Source organism: Roseibium sp. (assembly GCF_025698965.1).
Lineage (GTDB): Bacteria > Pseudomonadota > Alphaproteobacteria > Rhizobiales > Stappiaceae > Roseibium.
Window position 1 is genome coordinate 1 of record NZ_JAILWL010000011.1, and the last position, 21408, is coordinate 21408.

The following is a 21408-nucleotide window of genomic DNA, read 5'->3' on the forward strand; positions in this document are numbered from 1 at the left end:
GAAGTAAGGGTCAGCGCACGAGGGTATCTCGGACGGCGCGGCGGCGTCGACCTGATGGTCTCCGTCAACCCGCAAAGCATGGAAAAGGACGTACAGAGCATCGAGCCGGGCGGCTATTTTGTGTATGATTGCACCAAGCCTCTGGCACAGCATCTCAAACGGGACGACATCCACTATTTCGGCGTGCCCTTTACCGAAATGTGCATGAAGGAATTCTCGCCGCCTCGCCTGCAGCAGCTTTTGAAAAACGTTGTCTATGTCGGCACTCTGGCCGCCCTGCTGGACGTCGATTTTGCTGTCTTGAAAGGACTGCTCCACGACCAGTTCAAGGGCAAGGAAAAGCTGATTTCCTCAAACGTACACGCGCTGGAAATGGGCTATCAGTACGCCATGGACAATTTCCAGTGTCCATTGCCGATCCGGCTTGAGAAAAACTTCAATATCGCCCCGCATATTCTTGAAGCCCCCCATATCCTGATGAACGGCAACACGGCGACGGCGCTTGGTGCCATTTATGGCGGTGCAACCGTTGCGGCCTGGTATCCGATTACACCGTCGACGTCTGTCGTCGATGCCTTCGCCAAATATGCAAAGCGGATGCGCATCGACCCGGGCAGCGGCAAGAAGAACTACGCCATCGTTCAGGCCGAAGACGAGCTGGCGGCGATGGGCATGGTTGTAGGCGCAAGCTGGAACGGCGCACGGGCTTTTACTGCCACCTCGGGTCCGGGTCTTTCGCTCATGAGCGAATTCCTGGGGCTGGCCTATTTTGCCGAAGTTCCTGTGGTTCTGATCGATGTTCAGCGTTCTGGCCCGTCCACGGGCATGCCGACGCGCAGCCAGCAGTCGGACATCCTGGCCGCCGCCTATGCCAGCCATGGCGACACCAAACAGGTCCTTCTGTTCCCTGCAACACCTCGGGAATGTTTCGACATGACCGTCGAGGCGTTTGACCTTGCCGAGCGACTGCAGACCCCGGTCATCATGATGTCGGATCTGGATCTTGGCATGAACGACTGGATGTCCCCACCCCTTGAATGGGACGACAATTATCAGATGGACCGCGGTAAGGTGCTGGATGCCGAGGCGCTGGAAAACGCCACTGACTGGGGCCGATACAAGGATGTTGACAACGACGGCATCTGCTATCGGACCCTGCCGGGCACCCATCCTGAAAAAGGTGCCTATTTTACCCGTGGCTCGTCGAAGAACGAAAACGCAATCTATTCCGAAAGCGGCGAAGACTACGTGCGGAATGTGGACCGTCTCCTGCGCAAGTTCGAAACCGCCAAGCAGTTGGTTCCCCGTCCCAAGACCCACCCGCCGATCGAGGTCAAGAAACCCAAAACAAAACTGAAGCTCGGAGCACTCTTTTTCGGCACCAGTGCGTCACCGAGCTATGAGGCGGTCGAGATGCTTGCTGCCGAAGGGTATCCCATCGACACGATGCGCATTCGCGCCTTCCCCTTCCATGAAAGCCTCGACCAGTTCATCGATGAACACGACCTATCATTCGTGATCGAGCAGAACCGCGACGGGCAGATGCGCCAGTTGATCATGAACGAATGCGAAGTGCCAAGAAACAAGCTGATATCGGTATTGAACTATTCCGGCACGCCGATAACGGCACGCATGATCGCCGATCAGATCCGCAAGACCCTGAAAACGAAAAGCGCTGATGTGGTTCGCCTGCATCCGGAGATTGCCTGATGTCCTATATCAAACCGAATTTCCGTCATCCGCGCCTTCCGGTTAATACGCTCGGCTATACGGTCGCCGACTACGACGGAGCGATCTCGACGCTGTGTGCGGGCTGCGGACACGACAGCATTTCTGGTGCAATCCGCAACGCCTGTTTCCTGTCCGCGATCCCGCCCCACCGTATCGCCAAGATTTCCGGCATCGGCTGTTCGTCGAAAATGCCGACTTATTTCCTTGGCAAATCGCACGGTTTCAATTCGGTTCACGGGCGCATGCCGTCCGTCGCCACAGGTGCCAGCCTGGCCAACCGCAGCCTGACCTATATCGGGGTTTCCGGCGACGGAGATACGGCGTCCATCGGCATGGGACAGTTCGTTCATCTGGTCCGACGCAATGTGAACATGACCTATATTGTCGCGAACAATGGCTGCTATGGTCTCACCAAAGGGCAGGACAGCGCCACGGCGGATCACTGCTCGGTCAGCAAATACGGTGATGTGAACCCGTTTGACGGCATCGATCTGGCCGGATTGGCCCTGCTTCAGGGGGCAAGCTTTGTCGCCCGCAGTTTTTCCGGCGACAAGGAACAGCTCGAACCGCTGATCCGCGCCGCCATGGCTCACAACGGATTTGCCTTCATCGATGTGGTCTCACCCTGTGTCACCTTTAACAATCACTCGGGCTCGACCAAAAGCTATTCGGCAACCCGCGATCATCTGGACGTGATGCCATTGGATTTCGTACCGATGCGCGAAGAAATCCGCACGCAATATTCCGAGGGCACCAGCAAAAGCGTCACCTTGCATGATGGTTCAGTCATTCACCTGCACAAGGCCGACACCAGCTTTGCAACAGATGACCGCACCGGATCGATCAATGCAATACAGCAGGCCAAGGAAGACGGACGGATCCTCACCGGTCTTTTGTTCCTGGACCCGGATACCCACGACCTGAACCACAATCTGGATATCGCTTCACGTCCACTGAACGAGCTTGGTAAAGACGAGCTCTGCCCCGGGAGCAAGGTTCTGGACAGTATCAACGAAGGCCTGCGCTGACGCATTGAACTCGGGCATCTTAATAGTCGCCAGTCGGTTTCCAACCGCACACGATGCAAGGACTATTGTAGTTGTGGCAGTGTCGACGACCAGTCGATCACCGAAAATGGCGTCGCTGTCTATGTGGTCGTGACCGCTTAAGTCCTGAAACTTCCGGAAACAAAACAAGCAATCTTGTTCACACCAACCGCCTGTCACTCAAGTGACTGGAGGTTGGTGCGAACGGAACCACGAATGCTGAGGGCCGACTATCCCGCGACGGCCTGTGCGCTGCGAGCACCATAATAGAGCCCGACAACATGCTCCGCTTCAGCAAAGAAAAGCCAGCGGGAGGCAAATGTCCCGATCAGATAACAAAGAATCGCAAGCGCTGCCGATACGATCCCCTGGGGCAGAAGGATCAGAACCGCAATCGGCAGAACGATCATGAAGACAAAGGCAATCACCCGCAGCTTTTGCGCATGCTTGCGCCCGACCACGTGAACCATCTCCTTCAACAGATAGTTTGTTCCCGTATGCGGTGGTTCAAACAGACGCGCTGCTCCGATATCGCCCAGTCCGGTCGCACTTTCGATCGTGTGACCCCGCTCTTCAAACCTTCGATCTCCTAGCACCCAGTGCAAAATCTGCACGATCCCGGCCACCACAAGCAACGCTAAAGCCACTGCACTTTGCTGAGCAAGGATTGCGCCCCCGGCCAGAGACAATGTGAGCAGATGAAGTGGCGTCAGCCAGTGGTTCCAGCGGGGGACCGTCATGAGTTGCGCATAAATCATCGAAGTCGCCACAACTGTCGCAACTGACAGGGCAGCACCAAGCCAGCCGAGCAACCCGGCGGATATGTCCAGAAAAACCGCAGCAAAGGCATATAATCCCATCGCCACCAGCGCCAACGACGAAAGCCACGCTTCTCTTGAAAGCCAGCTGGTCTTCCATTGCGTGAAGGCTTTCAAAGCCCGCTGCGGATTGCCAAGGTGAAAGGTGGAGGCCACAAGCCCGCCAACGGCCAGCGCAAAAGCAAGGGCGAAATAGAAAAATGCCTCCCACCCGGTCACCTGCGGCAGGCCAAGGCCCAGAAAACTCAGCAATCCGAACCCGAGACCGGACAGCACGGTAAAGACGATAACGGACGGTGCCGGATGCATCAGATCGCCTCCAGAGCTTTGTCGAGCCACTTCAGGAACCCTTTCGGCTCCCCGGCGACCGGTTCCAATGCAGGCGATAGAACATCCATGTCGGGCAGTTGATCCTTGGGACGAGGCGGCAGATACTTGTTTGTCGGCTGTGTCCCCTGTTCGGGCATCAGGTCAAAACCGCCACGTTCGGCCACCAGCATCGAAACCTCGCTTGAAGGGTCACCAAGATCACCGAAATGGCGCGCGCCTGCCGGGCAGGTGCGCACACAAGCCGGAATGCGATCTTCCTCCGGCAGGTTCTCGTTGTAGATACGATCCACACAGAGTGTGCATTTCTTCATGACACCGGCAGCGAGATCCAGTTCCCTCGCGCCATATGGACAAGCCCAGGCGCACAGTCCGCAACCGATACAGGCATCCTCTTCCACCAGCACAATGCCATCTTCCTGGCGTTTGTAGCTGGCACCCGTCGGGCACACGGTCACACATGGCGCATCGTCGCAATGCAGGCAGGATTTTGGAAAATGCACTGTCTGACTGCAACCGCCGGCCCGCGGTTCGACTTCATAGGAATGGACACGGTTCAGGAAGGTCCCCGATGGATTGCTGCCATAGGCATCCATATCGCTCAGCGGAGCGCCGTAGTTTTCCGTATTCCAGCCTTTACAGGCGGTCACACAGGCGTGACAGCCGACACATGTGTCCAGGTCAATGACAAGGCCGAGTTTCTTTTCGCTCGTTTCCGGCAACTGGGTCATTTGCTCACCTTCTGACGAACCACGGCAGGTCCTTCCCCGACCGGCGATTTCAAGGCACCGAAGACGGGCTGGCTCTCCTCTGGTGCTGTCACTTTTTCAATGCGGACGCGAAGATCGAACCAGGCCGCCTGCCCGGTAATCGGGTCGGAGTTCGCCCATCTCATGCCATCGCCCTTCGATGGCAGCAATTCATGGATCAGGTGGTTCAGAAGAAACCCCTTTGTTGCCTCCGGCGCGTCATCTTCAAGTGCCCAGGCCCCTTTGCGTTTACCGATGGCATTCCACGTCCAGACGGTGTTTTCGTTGAGCCCGGCCATGTGGGCGACCGGCACCGTGATCTGTCCATGAATGGATGTCACCTGTGCCCAATCGCCATCTTCAAACCCGTGCTGCTGCCAGATTTTCGTTGGCACATAAAGCGGATTGCGCCCGTGGATCTGCCGCAGCCAGGCATTCTGACTTCCCCAGGAGTGGTACATCGCCATTGGCCGTTGCGTGAGCGCATGCACCGGGTACTGCTCAGGATCGACCACCGTCTCCTCCAGGACCGGATACCAGGTCGGCAACGGATCCAGACACTCAAGGATCTGCTGGCGCAGGTGATCCGGAGGCTGCCGCTCGCCATGTCCCTCCGCTGCAAGTTGCAGCCGTCTGAGAGGTTCGACATAGAGCTGAAAGAGATAGGGCTGTGGTTTGTCGTAAAATCCGAGGCCGACCGCCCAGTCCTGATAGGCCCGGTTCCAGGGTTTGTAAAAAGCCGCTTCATCCGGCACATGTTCGACAAAAAAGCTGCCGTTCTCGATGTATTTTTCAAGTTGATCCGGATTGATATCTCCCCGACCGGTCTTTGTACCGTCGCCACGGAACCCGGCAAGCGGACCGATTCCGGGCCGGCGCTGATGATTGACGATGTAATCGGCATAGTCTTCGTAACGAGCCTCGCCATTCTCATCGATAAATCCGGGAAGACCGAGCCTCGCTCCCAGATCGATCAGAACTGACTGAAACCCGCGCACGTCCCTGTCCGGTTCGACCACCGGCCAGCGGATCGCATCTGCCGCAGCTTCCGCTTCACAGATCGGCCTGTCCAGAAGCGAGATACAGTCATGCCGCTCCAGATAGGTGGTATCGGGCAGGATCAGATCCGCATAAGCGACCATCTCGGAGGAATAGGCGTCGGAGTAGATGATGCGCGGAATGACATAGTCTCCGTTCTCATCCTTGTCCGTCAGCATTTCCATGACACCACGCGTGTTCATGGACGAGTTCCAGGCCATGTTGGCCATATAGAGGAACAGCGTGTCGATCTTGTAGGGGTCGCCCGCATGTGCATTGGAAATGACCATATGCATCAGGCCATGCGCTGAGAGCGGATTCTCCCAGGTGAATGCCTTGTCGATCCGCGCGGGAGATCCGTCTTCCTTGAAGGCAAGATCTGCCGGTCCGCGAACAAAACCAAGATGGGGACCATCAAGCGGACAGTCCGGTTTTGAATGACAATGAGGTGTCGGATGTGCCTCGACCGGCTTCGGGTAAGGCGGCTTGAAACGGAACCCGCCAGGGACCTCGACAGTTCCAAGGAGGATTTGCAGGACGTGAAGCGTCCGACAGGTCTGAAAGCCGTTGGAATGCGCTGAAATCCCGCGCATGGCATGAAAGCTCACCGGTCTTCCGGTCATCGTCTCATGCCGTTTGCCGCGAAAATCCGTCCAGGGTTGGTCGAGTTCGAATGCTTCTTCAAATGCAACCCGGGCCAGTTCGGCGGCGATCGATTTAATGCGCCCGGCGCTGACACCGCATCGCTCGCCAACGGCTTCGGGGCTGTAGTCTTCCGAAAGGAAACGTTCGGCAAGGTGTTGGAAGACAGTCCGGTGCGTCACCCCGTCCATTTCAACACTGGCTGCCAGATTGGGTTTGACGCCAGGCTCGTCGAACGGTGTTAGCGTGCCGGTGGTTCGGTCGACAACAAGCGGCTTGCCGTCACTGTCCCGCAGCAGAAGGCCGTTGTCCGGAGACCCGGGTGTCTCGTTGAGCAGACAGGGTGCGTTGGTAAAGTTTGCAAGATACTTCAGATCTATCTTGCCGGCCTTCAAAAGCAGATGGATCAGCGCGGAAATAAAAAGCCCGTCTGTTCCGGGCGTGATGCCGACCCATTCGTCGGCGATTGCGTTGTATCCGGAGCGGATCGGATTGACCCCGATCACCTTGCCTCCGCGAGCCTTCAGCTTGCCGAGCCCCATCTTGATCGGATTGGAATCGTGGTCCTCCGCCACTCCGAAAATCATGAAGAGTTTCGTCCGGTCCCAGTCCGGTTGACCGAATTCCCAGAACGCCCCACCCATGGTGTAGATACCGGCGGTCGCCATGTTGACCGAGCAGAACCCGCCATGGGCCGCATAGTTCGGAGTACCGAAATTCTGGGCCCAGAAACTCGTAAAACTCTGCGACTGATCCCGGCCGGTGAAAAAAGCAAGTTTCTCCGGAGAAGACTTGCGGATCGGCTCAAGCCACAAGGTTGCGATCGACAGTGCTTCGTCCCAGGAGATTTCCTCGAATTCTCCAGACCCGCGCGGCCCGGTTCGTTTCATCGGTGCACGCAACCGGGACGGTGCATTCACCTGCATTATGCCGGAAGACCCTTTGGCGCAAAGCACGCCCTTGTTGACGGGATGGTCGCGATTGCCTTCGATATAGGCCACCTTGCCATCTTTCATATGCACGTTGATCCCACATCGGCAGGCGCACATGTAACAGGTTGTTTTCCGAACTTCGTCAGACACTTTGGGCGAGGTGTCGAGTGCCCGATCTTCAAAAAACATCAACAGGGCTCCGTAAGGGACAAGGCATTTCTGGCAATCATTTCTTCCTCTTCCGCCGGTACGATCCACACCTCCACCCTGGAATCGGCGGCGTGCAATTTTGCTGAACCAGCCTCGTTGGCCTGTTCGTCGACGTCAACGCCAAGCCATGAAAGACCTTCAAGAATTGTGGATCTTGCCCTGGCATCGTTTTCCCCGATGCCACCGGTGAAGGCGACGGCGTCCAGACCGCCCATTGCCGCAATCATCGAACCGGCATGGCGAATGGCCCAATAGCAAAAGTGTTCGACCGCAAATCGGGATTCTTCGGTGTTGAGAGACTGAAGCTGACGCATGTCCGAAAACCCGCCGAGCGCCAGCAGACCGCTTTCCTTGTTGAGGATATCCGACGTGCGTTCAACTCCGTGTTCCGCCACCATTTTCAGAACGACGTTGCCGTCGATGGATCCGCACCGGGTTCCCATGGTCAGACCTTCCAGTGGGGAATAACCCATCGTCGTCGCAACGGACTTGCCGCGGCGAACCGCACACAGGCTGGCACCATTTCCAAGGTGAAGCGCCAACAGCCTTTCCGGCACATCTTTTCCGGAAACGCCAGGGAGCTTGTGCACCAGGCTCTGATAGGAAATACCGTGAAACCCGTAGCGCTGCAGCCCGGCTTCGGTTTCACTGTCGGGAATGGCGTAACGCCTGGCAACTTCAGGATTGGTCGCGTGAAATGCCGTGTCGAAGCTCACGCATTGCGCAAGCTCAGGCGCAATCTCGGCAACTGCCCGAATGGCAGCGAGATTGTGCGGATTGTGAAGCGGTGCCAGCGGAATGCAACGATCGATTTCCGCAAGAACATCTTCGTTCACCAGGCAAGGGGCAAGAAGGTTACGTCCACCATGCACCACCCGGTGAGCTGCCGCCCGGAGGCTGGAAAGAGCAATACCCATTTCTTCCAGCGCCCCGAAAATGGCATCCAGCGCGCTGACATGACTGGGGAGCGACAAGCCCACTCCATGAGTGTCCACGATCAACTTTGAGGCGCCGCCGATTTCGACAGCGCTCCCATAGGTTTTTTTCGACAAGTCCGCTGCGAACACAGCGAACTTGATCGAGGACGATCCGGAATTCAGGACAAGTATGTCTCCCATCACACTGTCAGGCCTGCCGGTCAGGCGCCGGTTTGCGGACGCATGTCGTCAGCCGATATTCCAGCCACTTCCACCGGCTTTTTCATGGCATCGCGCCGGAAAGGCTCACCAAGTTCCTGGTTGATCAGCACTTCGATCAAGGTTGTCTTGCCCTGGTTCATCTGCCGGTCGACCGCCTTGTCGAGTTCATCCGTCAACTCGGTCATGGTCCGGGCCTGAACGCCTTCCAGTCCACAGGCCTTGGCGATACCGGCGTAGCTGACCTGTTCATCCAGCTCGGTACCGACAAAGTTGTCATCATACCAGAGTGTCGAGTTGCGCTTCTCCGCACCCCACTGATAGTTCCGGAAAACAACCATGGTGATGGCCGGCCACTCGCTGCGGCCGATTGCCGTCAGTTCGGTTACCGCGATCCCGAAGGCGCCGTCCCCGGCAAACCCGACAACCGGCGTGTCCGGGCACCCGATCTTGGCGCCGACGATTGACGGAAGCCCGTATCCGCACGGCCCGAACAGGCCCGGTGCAAGATACTTCCTGCCCTGTTCGAAGCTTGGGTAGGCGTTGCCAATGGCGCAGTTGTTTCCAATGTCGGAGCTGATGATCGCTTCTTTCGGCAAGGCCGCCTGAATTGCGCGCCATGCCTTGCGCGGGCTGAGCCAGTCCGGCTTGGCTTCGCGTGCACGCTCGTTCCAGGTTGTGCCCGGGTCGTCGTCTTCATGATCCATGGACGATAGCTGCTGCGCCCAGCGCGACTTCGTTTGCGAGATGGTGTGCACGCGGTCTTCACGACCCTCGTTGCCTGCAGTTGGAGCAAGTTTTTCAAGGATCGCATCAGCGACTTTCTTGGCATCTCCGACAATTCCGACGGAAACTGTTTTGGTCAGGCCGATACGGTCGGGGTTAATATCCACCTGAATGATGCTGGCATCCTTCGGCCAGTAGTCGATACCGTATCCGGGCAAAGTGGAGAACGGGTTCAAACGGGTGCCGAGCGCAAGCACTACATCGGCCTTGGAAATCAACTCCATGCCCGCCTTCGATCCGTTGTAACCGAGCGGTCCCGCAAAGAGCCGGTGTGAGCCCGGGAATGCGTCATTGTGCTGATAACCGCAGCAAACCGGAGCATCCAGACGCTCCGCAAGCGCCATGGAAGCCGGGATGGCACCACCGAGAACGACACCCGCACCGTTGAGGATGACAGGAAACTTTGCCTTGCTCAAAAGCTCGGCAGCTTCCGCAATTGCCGTTGCCCCGCCATCCGGACGCTCGAATTCAACGATCGCCGGAAGGGCGATGTCGACCACCTGGGTCCAGTAATCGCGCGGGACGTTGATCTGTGCCGGAGCGCTTGCGCGTTTTGCCTGCATGATGACCCGGTTCAGGACCTCAGCGATGCGGGACGGGTCACGAACTTCTTCCTGATAGGCGACCATATCCTTGAAGAGATCCATCTGCTCGACCTCCTGAAAGCCACCCTGACCTATCGTCTTGTTGGCAGCCTGAGGCGTGACGAGCAGGAGCGGCGTATGATTCCAGTAAGCCGTCTTGACCGCTGTGACGAAGTTCGTGATTCCCGGACCGTTCTGGGCGATCATCATGCTCATCTTGCCACTGGCGCGGGTATATCCATCGGCCATCATACCTCCGGAGCACTCATGGGCGCAGTCCCAGAAGTTAATGCCGGCCCGGGGGAACAGATCGGAAATCGGCATAAACGCCGAACCGATGATTCCAAACGCATGTTCGATACCGTGCGCCTGAAGCACTTTGACGAATGCTTCCTCGGTCGTCATTTTCATGTCGATTACTCCCGTGAATTCGATGATGTCTGTTCTGCGCAAGCAGTGTTGGCTCTAGTTTTAACTCCCTTTTCCCTCCGTCTCTTAGGGCCAGATTGTAGGCCTTCATATAGCCAGAGCACGATTTCACCTTCGCTAGCGCTGGAACTTTCTCTTCCTTGCGACATCGGTCATGACCTTAGGGAATTGATGATCTGAAACACAGGACGACACAGCACTCGAAAAGCGCAGCTCCAATGCTCCAATATGAGGCTGTAACCCTGGCCTTCGCGACAAATGGGAAATTACTCCGCCAGCGTCAGAGTTGCTCAGGCGGCGCATAAGATTACCTGCCGTCCGAAGCCCAAAAGCCAACGTTTTTTCAGAGACTTACATTAAAGCTCAAAAAGCTGCAGGCAAAACAGGCCGAATTGGGTTTGCCAGACGGGAATATGCGCCACATGTTCTTTCGTCTCGCGCGCCAAACTGACCTGTTTTGCCTGCGGCACCGCAATTCACTGACCTGCGTCAGCAATTTACGGCACACCTGGTCAGACCTTCACCCGTTCAGATTTCGGGTCATACATCGGTTTCAGAGACGCCTCGGCTTCGACGCGCGTCCCGGCCACTTCGATTTCGTAGGAAGAGCTCAGAACCTGATCCGCGGTTTCCCCGCTGCAGGGCACATAACCAAGCCCCATGGCACCGCCCAATGTGTGACCGTAATTGCCACTGCTCAGAAAACCGACCACCTCGCCATCCCTGAGGATAGGCTCCGCGTGATAGAGCAAGGGGTCGGGATCGGTCAGCCGGAACTGCACCAGCCGCTTTTGCAAACCCTCTTCGCGCTTGCGCAGCACTGCTTCGCGGCCAATAAAATGAGGCTTGTCCCGCTTGACGGCAAAACCCAGCCCTGCCTCCAGCACATGATCTTCGCAGGTTATGTCGTGACCGAAATGGCGGAAACCTTTTTCGATCCGGCACGAATCCATCATATGCATGCCGCAGAGCTTTGCATTCATCTCCTGCCCGGCTGCATGAAGGGTCTCGAACACATGTGCTGCCATATCCGCTGAGACATAAAGCTCCCAACCGAGTTCACCGACATAGGTCACCCGATGCGCTCGCGCCAATGCCATGCCGATCTCGATTTCCTGCGCCGTTCCAAATGGATTGGCAGCGTTGGTGAAATCATTGGGAGAAATCGCCTGCAGCAATTTCCGCGAGTTTGGTCCCATGACTGCAAGAACAGCCTCGCCAGCCGTCACATCCGTGATCACGACCCGGAAATCGCCTATATGCCGCCGAAGCCAGGTTTCATCGGCCAGCCGGGTCGCAGCTGGCGTTACGACGAGATAAGCGGTTTCCGAAAGACGCGTTACCGTCACGTCCGCTTCGATCCCGCCCCGGTCGTTGAGCAGCTGGGTGTAAACGATCTTGCCTGGAGGCACGGAGTAGTCGCCGCCGCCGACATAGTTCAAAAAAGCCTCGGCATCCGGACCTTCAACACGGATCTTGCCAAAGGACGACATATCATAGACACCGACATTCTCTCGGATCGCCAGATGTTCACGTGCTGCATTTTCAAACCAGTTCTGGCGTTTCCAGGTGTAGCGGTATTCTCTTTCCTGCCCTTCATCCGCAAACCAGTTCGCCCGTTCCCAGCCTGCCAACTCTCCGAACACGGCTCCTTGCGCCTTTAACTGCTCATGCAATGGCGTGCGGCGGATGCCACGTGCTGTTGCCTTTTGCCGGTAAGGAAAGTGATCGGCATATAGCAGGCCAAGCGTTTCCTTCGATCGCTCAAACAGATAGTGGCGATTGCCCTGGAAAGGCTGCATGCGTGAAATGTCGACATCGCCCAGGTCGAATGGCTTGGCACCACTGTCCATCCATTCCGCCAGTGCCATGCCCGCCCCGCCCGCAGACTGGATGCCGATGGAATTGAAGCCCGCAGCCACCCAGACGTTATCCATTTCCGGCGCAAGACCCAGATGATAGGCATCGTCCGGAGTAAAGCTCTCCGGCCCGTTGAAGAAGGTGTGAATGCCGGTTTCGGCCAACAACGGCATGCGGTTGACCGCAGCTTCGAGGATAGGCTCGAAATGATCGAAATCCTCTGGCAGCTGATCGAATTCGAAATCGTCCGGGATGCCCGTCATACCCCAGGGTTTGGCATTCGGCTCGAACGCCCCGAGCAGGATCTTGCCGGCATCTTCCTTGTAATAGGCACATTCATCCGGAACGCGCAGAACAGGCAGCTGCGTCAGGCCGGGAACATTCTCGGTGACAATGTAGAAGTGCTCGCAGGCATGCAGCGGAACGTTGACCCCGGCCATGCGGCCAAGCTCATGGCCCCACATGCCGCCGCAATTGACGATGTGGTCGCACTCGATAACGCCGGCGCCATCAGCCGACTGCCATTCGACACCCGTCACGCGGCGACCTGATTTCTGGAGACCCGTAACTTTCACCCGTTCCAGCACCTTGGCGCCGCGCTTGCGCGCTCCCTTTGCCAGTGCCAGAGCGATATTGGCCGGGTCCCCCTGGCCGTCGAGAGGAAGATAAACACCGGCAACAACATCCTCGACATTCAGATGCTCATAGCGTGCCTTGACTTCCGAAGGCGTGATTTCTTCCACTTCGACGCCGAAGGCCCGGGCCATGGAGGCCTGACGGAAGATTTCCTCCTTTCGCTCTTCGGTGAGCGCGACGGTGATCGAGCCGCACCGCCGGAAACCGGTGGCAACCTCCGTCTCTTCCTCTAGCTTGCCGTAAAGCTCCTGACTGTACTTGGCGAGCCGTGTCATGTTTTCGGTCGCGCGCAGCTGGGCAATCAACCCTGCGGCGTGCCAGGTCGTGCCGGAAGTCAGCTGCTTGCGTTCCAGCAGAACGACGTCCGTCCAACCTTTCTTGGTCAGATGATAGGCGACGGAACACCCGACAACGCCGCCGCCGATGACGACAACCCGGGCCTTTGATGGAGGTGCCACGTTCAACTCTTTCTATGCTTTCTGTCACACATTCACGATGGCCCATCAGGACCTTGAAAGACTGGCCAACGGCATGGCCGCATGCAGCGCGGCTTCCGTCTGAGGGTCAATCAGATGACTGTCTTCGGACAATATGGATCGAACTCTTTCGGCAGCCGTATCGAGCAAGCGTGGTTTGCCGCGCTCTTCCCATTCCTTTGGGCTCGAACGATCTGCAAGTTCAGGATAGATGTACTCGCTTTGCATCAGCTGCAGGGTCTGGTCGTGACCGAGGTAATGTCCCGGCCCATCCAGCACGACGGAGCGAACCACCTCCAGGTCGACATATTCGTCCTTGACCTCGATGCCGCGCACACAGCGCTGCACCTGACCGAGCATGTCATTGCCCAGAACCAGGGATTCCAGACAAAAACCGAGCAGGGAAGCATGCATCCCGACGGACTCATAGACCATGTTGAGGCCCGAAAGACCCGCCATGACATTGCTGATCCCCTGCTCCCAGCCTGCCTGCATATCGGGCAACTTGCTGTCGGCGATACCGGCGGCGGCTCCGCCGGGCAAACCGTAGAACTGATGCATCTGCGCACAGGCGGCACTCAGCAGGGCCTGCTCTCCACTGCCTCCGGACATCGCTCCGGTGCGCAGATCGCTTACGAACGGCCAGGTACCGAAAATGGCGGTATGACCGGGCTTGACTGCATTGACATAAACAACGCCGGCGAGGCACTCGGCAACTGCCTGGACAACAGCCGTGGCAATGGGTGCAGGCGCGGTTGCCCCCGCCTGACCCGCCGACAAAAGCAGCACCGGCATGCCGGCCAGAATGCAAGCCTCCATCACCTCGCAGCTTTCCTCGGCAAATGTGAGCGGCGGCACGACAAAACAATTCGAGTTCGACACAAAAGGTCGCTCGCGCCAGGCATCTTCACCACCTGCAATCAAATGCAGCAGCTCCATGCATTTGTGAACGTTGCCTGCTTCGGTGAACGACGTCCCGATATGTTTGCTTGTCCCTGCACAGGCCGCATAAAGCGTGTTCAGATCCAGGTCGAGCGGTGTTTCGAACTCACGACACACCACCGGGCGCTGGAAGAAATGGACATTGTCCAGCCGCTGCACTATCCGCGCGGCATCATAAAGATCCTGAACCGAAGGATTTCGGTAGTCGCCGGTAACGGGATCGACCATGTGGACGGCCGCACCCGCTGTGCCGTAATGCACATTGGTACCCTGAAGCTGCAGATCATGTTGCGGGTCTCTCGCGCAGAGCGTGAAGTCCCGAGCGGCCCTGGCCAGCATGTCTTCAATAAGTGCGCGTGGAAACCGGATACGTCCATCGTCCCCTTCGATGGCTCCGGCAGCGGTCAGATAAGCCCTGCCGGACGGCGGAGCCGATCCCATGCCGATATTTTCCAGTGCATTGATCGCCGCTTCGTGGATGCGGGAAACATCCTCATCCTTTAAAGCTCGGAACTGCCCTCCTGGCAAGCCGGGCCTGACTGGCCGGATCGCCTGGTCCAGGGGACGAGCCCTGGCCGCAGTGCGCGCGGAACGGCCACCTGAACGGCGGCGTTGTTTCAGTTCACTTCCGCTCATAAACACTCCTCCAAGTAAGAAGCAAAAGCCTGTGGTACTGCTCGGCGCGTTTTACGCCCGAATACGCTCATTTTCCGGATCCCAGAGCGGCGCGTCCGGCTGGACAGTTGCCTTGAGCCGCTTGCCGTAAATTTCAATCTCGACTTCGGTCCCGGCCTTCGCAAGATCCGCCCGTATGACGCCCATTGCGATCGAGGCATTGATCCGGTAACCCCAGCCGCCCGAAGTGACCTCGCCGACAAGATCGTCACCGAGCCAGAGGGCCGACATGTAAGGCGCATCACAATCCTCGGCATCGACGATCATGGACACGAACCGTCTTTCGACCCCCTGCTGGATTTCGTTCAAAAGGGCCGCCTTGCCCGGAAAGTCCTGGGGTTTGTCGAGTTTCACAAACCGGTCCAGACCGCCTTCAAAGAGCGTGTAGTCGGTGGAAAGGTCCCCCTTCCAGGTCCGATAGCCTTTTTCCAGACGCAGCGCATCCAGCGCATACATACCGAAGGGTTTTGCACCTGCCTCCAGAATGGTTTCATAGATGACAGGCATATCTTCGAAACTTGCATGGACCTCCCAGCCCAATTCACCGGCAAAGGAGACCCGAACCAGCATGACATCCTTGCCCGCGACCTTCGCCTGCTGATGCGTCAGCCAGCCGAGTGAAAGATCCGCTTCGGCGATCTTGCCAAAGAGTTCGCGCGACTTTGGCCCGGAAACAATAAGCGTCGTCAGATCCCGCGTCCGATCCGTCAGGGAGAGCCCGTCCGCCAGATTGAACTTCAGCAGGTCAAAGTCGTGCCATTGCGCGGCAGCCGCGGTGATCAGCGTGAACGCGTCCTCGCTGTGACGTATGACCGACATTTCCGTCACGATCCGTCCGCGGTCATCGGCGAAATAGGCAAGGTTCATCCGACCCGCCTTTGGCAATGCGCCGGTAATCCGGCCACGCAACCACTCGGCTGCACCCGCACCTGTCAGGCTGAACCGGGAAAACCCGGGCAGATCGAGAACGCCGACATGATCCCGGACAGCTTCGCATTCTTCGCGGACACGCGGTTCCCAAGGTCCGGATCGCGACCAGGTCTGTGTGGCTTCTTCGGACGTGTCATCGCCCTGTCTGGCAAACCAGTTGGCGCGCTCCCAGCCGTTGTAAGCCCCCATCTGCCCACCAAGTTCCAGCAATTTGTCGTGGATCGGCGACAATTTGCGGTCACGTCCGGCAGGCCAGGCGTGATGCGGAAAGTGCATGGCGTATTCATGACCATAAACTTCCATCGCCTTGTCGATGCAGTACTGCTTGTCGGTGTAGTCGGTATAGCGGCGCGGATCGCACGACCACATGTCCCACTCGGTCTCGCCGTGCATGATCCATTCCGCGGCCACTTTGCCCGCACCACCACCCTGGGCAATGCCGAAGGTAAAGGTATGGGCTTCAAAGGCATTGGGAACACCCGGCATCGGTCCGATCATCGGCAGCCCGTCGGGCGCGTATGGGATTGGGCCATTGATGTTCCTGCTGACGCCCTGCGTTCCCAAAAGCGGAACACGCGCCATGGCGTCTTCGATATACCATTCAAGCCGGTCCAGATCGTCCGGATAAAGCTGGAAACTGAAATCTTCCGGCATTGGGTCGTCCGGTCGGATCCAGGCTGCCTGACAGTTCCGCTCATAGGGACCAAGGTTGAAGCCCTTGGTTTCCTGTCGCAGGTAATAGGACGTATCGACGTCGCGCAGCAGTGGGAGTTTCCGGCCGTTCTTGTCACTCCATTCTGCAATTTCCGGAACCGGCTCGGTCAAAAAATACTGGTGGCTCATGACGGCGGCTGGAACGGGACGGCCGCCATGGGGAATGAACCATTCTCCGACCCGCGGTGCGTAATAGCCGGCGGCATTGACGACGTATTCGCAGCGAATGTCACCCTTTTCCGTATGCACGATCCACTCGCCGTTTTCACGACTGACGCCGGTTGCCGGTGTAAACCGCGCGATCAGGCCACCAAGAGCGCGCGCGCCCTTTGCCAATGCCTGGGTGACCTGCGCCGGGTCGATGTCGCCATCCAGCGGATCCCAGAGCCCGCCTTCCAGATCGTGAAGTTCCATAAAGGGATAGTGCTGAAGCAGCTCTTCCGGTGTGCAGACGTCCATCTGCAGCCCCATGTGCCGGGCCATTGTCGCGGCATGCTCGAATTCCATCATCCGCTTGTGGCTGTGCGCAAGGCGCACTGACCCGGTCACGTGATAATTGATCGGATAGTCGACTTCCTCCGCCAGGCCACGATACAGCTCAAGCCCATAGCGCTGAATATTCATGACACCGAAGCTCATGGCGAAGTTCGGACAGTTACCGGCTGCATGCCAGGTGGAACCTGCCGTCAGCTCGTTCTTTTCCAAAAGCACACAATCGGACCAGCCGTTTTTGGCCAGATGATAAAGCGTCGAAACGCCTACGATACCACCACCGATAATGACAACACGGGCTGTAGAGGGTACGGACATTCGATCTTCCTTCTTGGAGCGGATCAGTAAACAGGCGGGGAAATGACCCAGACGGCAACCGCCGGCTCTGAGTAAGGGTTCTCCCAGCGGTAAGAGGCATCCCGGATGCGAAAACTGTCCCCGGCCTCAACCGTGAACTTTTCGTCATCCAGCCAGATATCGAGTTTGCCGGAGACGATGTAGGCAAGCTCCTGAGTGGGACGCGAAATCAGTTCCACCCGGCGTGAGCCGGGTTGGAACGTTGAATGGATCATCTCGAAATCATCCGTAAGGTCGGGCGAAATCAGGGTTTCGACCAACCCCTGATCGCGCTCTCCGATCACGCGGCGCGAAGCGGCTCGAACAACCCGTCCCCGCTCCCTTTCCGGCCCGTCGGTACTGCCGAAAAACAACGAGAGCTGAACACCGAAAACATCTGCGATCTGACGCAGGTCGGACATTCTGGGCGTAGAGATATCGCGCTCGATCTGGGACAGCCAGCCGACGGACCGCCCAAGCTTTTGGGCAAGCTCCTCAAGCGTCATCTTTCGGGCCGTTCTGAGGGCTCTTAGGTCCTCACCCAGGCTGCTGTTTTCCGTCATGGCGATCCATTCGTGAAAATTTCGAGGATAATTTCACGCGACTCCGTGAAAAAATCAATCAAAATTTCACGGCGAGCCGAAATTCTTTGATCACATCTTGTGGAAGCGCGGCAACGATCGCGCCAAAACAACGCTAAATTGTTGATTTAAAAAAGGTTTTACTTACTAGGACAATGCAGGACGTGCGATGAAAATTGACGTCTCAATCCGCGCCAGGTCGGCCTCAGTTGGTCAAGGGCCAGACCACTCAAGCCACTTTTCTTCACATTGGTGTTTCACGCATATCCGCGGCGATCCGCAGTCGCTCAGCGGGTCGCCTCACCGACCCTTTTCGCGATCAGTGAAATGCCTTCGGGAATACGCACCGAAGCGATGGACGAATAGGCCAGTCGGTAGTAGCCGGGCCGTTCCTGACCATTGGCAAAGAAGGCGCGTCCTGGCTCGATGAGAACACCATCGTCACGCAGGTTGAGAGCCAGTCCGGAACTGTCAATCCCCTCCGGGGCCTTCATCCAGAAGGAGGAACCACCAAATGTGAATTGTCCGGACTGGGACAGGCCGTGCTCACTCAGGCACTCTTCCATGATCGACCTGCGTTTACGGTAGATACGCCCCATCCGCGCGATCTGGGCGTCGTAATGACCAAGCGACAGAAAGTAGGCTGCGGTCCTTTGAATGAGGCCGGGCGGATGGCGCAGAACAAGGGAGCGTAATGCCCGCGCTTCCCGGATAAAGGGTTCCGAAGCAACCAGATATCCCAGCCGTAGTCCGGGAAACAGGGACTTGGAGAATGAGCCCACATAGATGACCGATCCGGTCGGATCGAGCGACTTCAGCGCAGGTGATGGCGACTTTAGGAACGAAATCTCGAATTCGTAGTCGTCTTCAACGATGACAAAGCCCTTGCGTGCAGCAAGTTCCAACAGCCGATGGCGGCGTGAAACAGGCATGGTCGCATTGCTCGGGCAATGGTGGCTTGGCGTGGTAAAAACCACATCCAGATCTTCAGGCAGGTTTTCCGGCGGCAGGCCGGCCGCATCGACATCCACGGACACGGTATTGCAGCGCGTCTGATTGAGGATCTGCCTGAGACCGGGAAAACAAGGGTTCTCGATCACCGCGCTGCGGCGCTGTGTCAGCAGGATCTGCGCCGTGATCCAGAGCGCATGCTGAGCGCCCATCGTGATCAGGATTTCTTCAGGGCGCGCGGTGATGCCCCGGCGTGGCAGGATCTGCCGCAGGATAAACTCCACCAGCATGGGATCGTCACGTTCGTAGTAATCCGTTGCCAGAATATCGAAGTCCTTCCGACCGACTGCTCTCAGCGCACAGTTTCGCCAATTGTGGTGATCGAACAATCGGGGGTCGGATTGACCGTAAATGAAAGGATACTTGTAATCCTGCCAATTGGAGGGTCGGACCAGTGGAACATGCTGCGAAAATCTCTGACCAATGGCACGGGCCCAATCGATCTGACCGTCTGCCACCTGATCCGGCAAATCGAATTTCGGTCGGCTCGGCGCGGTCTGCGCCACAAAATAACCGGACCTGCCTTTTGACACGAGATATTCGTTGGAGACCAACTCAGTATAGGCGATTGTGACCGTTATTCTTGCAACACCAAGATGATCGGCGAGCTTGCGGGTTGAAGGCATCTTCTCCCCCGGCAGGCAACGGCCGGATAAGATCGCCTCCACGACCAGCCGCTGGATTTGCTGCTGCAAGGTTGTTTCATTGTCAGGCTGAAGAAAGAACGTCTCCGCCGGTATCGCCATGTCTGGCCCTAAAGCTTGGGTTATCTGGACCTATTAAACAGGCGGTTTGGCAATTTGGCAAATCCTGCCGGACCGTTCGTCTATCAAAAGGGAAATCTCATTCGACTTCTCAAAGGCACATGGCAGAGTTCGCTCTGCCATGTGCAATGGTTTTCTCTAGCGGACTTCGCCTGGTCTTTATCCAAAGACCCGCGTCAACGCACCGTCAATTGCATCCGTGATCTGATCGATGTCATCCGAGGTCGCAATCAAGGCCGGAGACAGACACAGGGTGTTGTTGAGGCCAGGCAAAGAGCGGTTGGTTGCGCCGATGATCACGCCCTGCGACGCGCAGTCTCCGACAACGGCCTGCACGAGTTTTTCTGCCACCGGCTCCTTCGTGGCCCGATCTGCAACAAGTTCAGCTCCGCAGAACAACCCCTTGCCCCGGACATCGCCAATGGCCTGATGCTTTTCCATGAGCACGTGCAGATTGCTCACAAGACGCTCACCCATGGCCGTGGTGTTGTCCAGAAGGCCTTCGTCCTCGATGATCCGCATGTTTTCAAGCGCGGCTGCCGGACCCGCCGTGCACCCGCCAAAAGTTGAAATATCCCGGAAATGGTTCAGCGGATCGCCTGCGTCATCCTTGAACAGGTCGAATACCCGTTCCGTCGTCACCATGCAGGCAATTGCCGCGTAGCCGGAAGCAACGCCTTTTGCCATGGTCACGAAATCCGGTTCGATCCCGTAATGCTGGTACCCGAACCATTTTCCGGTTCGGCCGACGCCACACACAACTTCATCGATATGCAACAGGATCTCGTATTTGCGGCAGATTTCCTGAACACGCTGCCAATATCCCTCGGGCGGCGTAATGACACCGCCACCGGCAGTCACCGGTTCGAGGCAAAGCGCACCGACGGTGTCCGGACCTTCGCGCAGGATCACTTCTTCAATGGCGTCGGCCGCCCGCTCGCCATAGTTTTCGACATCCCACTGCGCCCTGTATTCACAACAATGCGGCACTTCAACAAAGCCCGGTGTATAGGGACCGTATTGCGCATTCCGCTCCGGCTGACCACCGGCTGAGATCGCAGTGATAGAGGAGCCATGGTAATCCCGCTCGCGGAACAGGATCTTGTGCTTCTTGCCACCGTAACGCTTGTGGGCAATCTGCCGGACAAGCTTGAACGCCTTCTCGTTGGCTTCGGTTCCCGAGTTGGTCAGGTAGACCCGGCTCATGCCCGGCATCTTCGAGATCAGACGTTCGGAGAACAGAGCACCGGGAATGGAGCCTGCCGAATTGGCAAAATAGTTCAGTTTCACCAATTGGTCGCGAACAGCGTCGGCAATGGATTCGCGGCCATAGCCGACATTGACGGTCCACACGCCCCCGGAGACAGCATCGAGATGTTCCTTGCCGGTGGCATCCCAGAGCCGCATGCCCTTTCCTTCCACCATGATCTTGGGATCGACGGTCTCCAGCGATTTGTGCTGGAGCAAGTGATGCCAGACATGGGTGCGGTCGGCCTCAATGATATCGCTCATGTCATTCGGGGCTGCTGCAATGTTCATGGCAATGTCCTTTCGTATTTCATC

At 57.4% G+C, this 21408-nt stretch carries 13 protein-coding genes; 2 read left to right on the plus strand and 11 right to left on the minus strand.

From position 1 onward, the window contains the following. Positions 1–1710 (plus strand): 2-oxoacid:acceptor oxidoreductase subunit alpha (locus K5905_RS01875; protein ID WP_297579635.1); only part of this gene is annotated, 1710 nt, incomplete at its 5' end. After that, positions 1710–2759: a 2-oxoacid:ferredoxin oxidoreductase subunit beta gene (locus tag K5905_RS01880; RefSeq protein ID WP_297579637.1), complete on the plus strand. Its 1050-nt coding sequence runs from the start codon at positions 1710–1712 to the stop codon at positions 2757–2759. The genes K5905_RS01875 and K5905_RS01880, both read left to right, overlap by 1 nt. 248 nt (positions 2760–3007) lie before the next feature. Here the strand turns inward: K5905_RS01880 and K5905_RS01885 are convergent, their stop codons facing one another. The 11 genes from K5905_RS01885 to K5905_RS01935 form a co-directional block, all read right to left on the minus strand. Continuing rightward, complete coding sequence (locus K5905_RS01885; protein WP_297579639.1) at positions 3008–3904, minus strand: DmsC/YnfH family molybdoenzyme membrane anchor subunit; 897 nt, start codon at positions 3902–3904, stop codon at positions 3008–3010. Beyond that, entirely contained in the window at positions 3904–4653 is a 750-nt protein-coding gene (locus tag K5905_RS01890; protein WP_297579641.1) for a 4Fe-4S dicluster domain-containing protein, read from the minus strand. The genes K5905_RS01885 and K5905_RS01890 overlap by 1 nt, the downstream gene beginning before the upstream one ends. Further along, positions 4650–7472, minus strand: a complete 2823-nt coding sequence (locus K5905_RS01895) for a molybdopterin oxidoreductase family protein (RefSeq protein ID WP_297579643.1) — start codon at positions 7470–7472, stop codon at positions 4650–4652. Before K5905_RS01895 ends, K5905_RS01890 begins: the two co-directional genes overlap by 4 nt. Then, on the minus strand, positions 7472–8611 hold the full coding sequence (locus tag K5905_RS01900; RefSeq protein ID WP_297579646.1) for an acetate/propionate family kinase: 1140 nt from the start codon (positions 8609–8611) through the stop codon (positions 7472–7474). The genes K5905_RS01895 and K5905_RS01900 overlap by 1 nt, the downstream gene beginning before the upstream one ends. A gap of 20 nt (positions 8612–8631) precedes the next feature. After that, entirely contained in the window at positions 8632–10410 is a 1779-nt protein-coding gene (xsc, locus tag K5905_RS01905) for a sulfoacetaldehyde acetyltransferase (protein WP_297579649.1), read from the minus strand. A 530-nt stretch (positions 10411–10940) separates the two neighbouring features. After that, a complete protein-coding gene (locus tag K5905_RS01910) occupies positions 10941–13382 on the minus strand; it encodes an FAD-dependent oxidoreductase (protein WP_297579652.1) in 2442 nt (813 codons plus the stop codon). 45 nt (positions 13383–13427) lie between these two features. Beyond that, positions 13428–14978 carry a trimethylamine methyltransferase family protein gene (locus K5905_RS01915; RefSeq protein WP_297579655.1) on the minus strand — a complete coding sequence of 517 codons (1551 nt, stop codon included), beginning with the start codon at positions 14976–14978 and terminating at the stop codon, positions 13428–13430. 51 nt (positions 14979–15029) lie between these two features. Then, positions 15030–17471: an FAD-dependent oxidoreductase gene (locus K5905_RS01920; protein WP_297579658.1), complete on the minus strand. Its 2442-nt coding sequence runs from the start codon at positions 17469–17471 to the stop codon at positions 15030–15032. A gap of 23 nt (positions 17472–17494) precedes the next feature. Further along, a complete protein-coding gene (locus K5905_RS01925; RefSeq protein ID WP_297579661.1) occupies positions 17495–18052 on the minus strand; it encodes an XRE family transcriptional regulator in 558 nt (185 codons plus the stop codon). 305 nt (positions 18053–18357) lie between these two features. Then, the gene (locus K5905_RS01930) at positions 18358–19827 is read right to left on the minus strand and encodes a PLP-dependent aminotransferase family protein (RefSeq protein ID WP_297579664.1); all 1470 of its coding nucleotides are present in this window, start codon (positions 19825–19827) and stop codon (positions 18358–18360) included. Between the two features lie 177 nt (positions 19828–20004). Continuing rightward, positions 20005–21384, minus strand: a complete 1380-nt coding sequence (locus K5905_RS01935) for an aminotransferase class III-fold pyridoxal phosphate-dependent enzyme (protein WP_297579668.1) — start codon at positions 21382–21384, stop codon at positions 20005–20007. Positions 21385–21408: the final 24 nt, after the last annotated feature.

What these genes read in the sequence shown, in the direction of transcription:
- K5905_RS01880 (WP_297579637.1), top strand. Translation starts at nt 1,710, where the DNA reads ATGTCCTATATCAAACCGAATTTCCGTCATCCGCGCCTTCCGGTTAAT.
- K5905_RS01885 (WP_297579639.1), bottom strand. Translation starts at nt 3,904, where the DNA reads ATGCATCCGGCACCGTCCGTTATCGTCTTTACCGTGCTGTCCGGTCTC.
- K5905_RS01890 (WP_297579641.1), bottom strand. Translation starts at nt 4,653, where the DNA reads ATGACCCAGTTGCCGGAAACGAGCGAAAAGAAACTCGGCCTTGTCATT.
- K5905_RS01895 (WP_297579643.1), bottom strand. Translation starts at nt 7,472, where the DNA reads ATGTTTTTTGAAGATCGGGCACTCGACACCTCGCCCAAAGTGTCTGAC.
- K5905_RS01900 (WP_297579646.1), bottom strand. Translation starts at nt 8,611, where the DNA reads ATGGGAGACATACTTGTCCTGAATTCCGGATCGTCCTCGATCAAGTTC.
- xsc (WP_297579649.1), bottom strand. Translation starts at nt 10,410, where the DNA reads ATGAAAATGACGACCGAGGAAGCATTCGTCAAAGTGCTTCAGGCGCAC.
- K5905_RS01915 (WP_297579655.1), bottom strand. Translation starts at nt 14,978, where the DNA reads ATGAGCGGAAGTGAACTGAAACAACGCCGCCGTTCAGGTGGCCGTTCC.
- K5905_RS01920 (WP_297579658.1), bottom strand. Translation starts at nt 17,471, where the DNA reads ATGTCCGTACCCTCTACAGCCCGTGTTGTCATTATCGGTGGTGGTATC.
- K5905_RS01925 (WP_297579661.1), bottom strand. Translation starts at nt 18,052, where the DNA reads ATGACGGAAAACAGCAGCCTGGGTGAGGACCTAAGAGCCCTCAGAACG.
- K5905_RS01930 (WP_297579664.1), bottom strand. Translation starts at nt 19,827, where the DNA reads ATGGCGATACCGGCGGAGACGTTCTTTCTTCAGCCTGACAATGAAACA.
- K5905_RS01935 (WP_297579668.1), bottom strand. Translation starts at nt 21,384, where the DNA reads ATGAACATTGCAGCAGCCCCGAATGACATGAGCGATATCATTGAGGCC.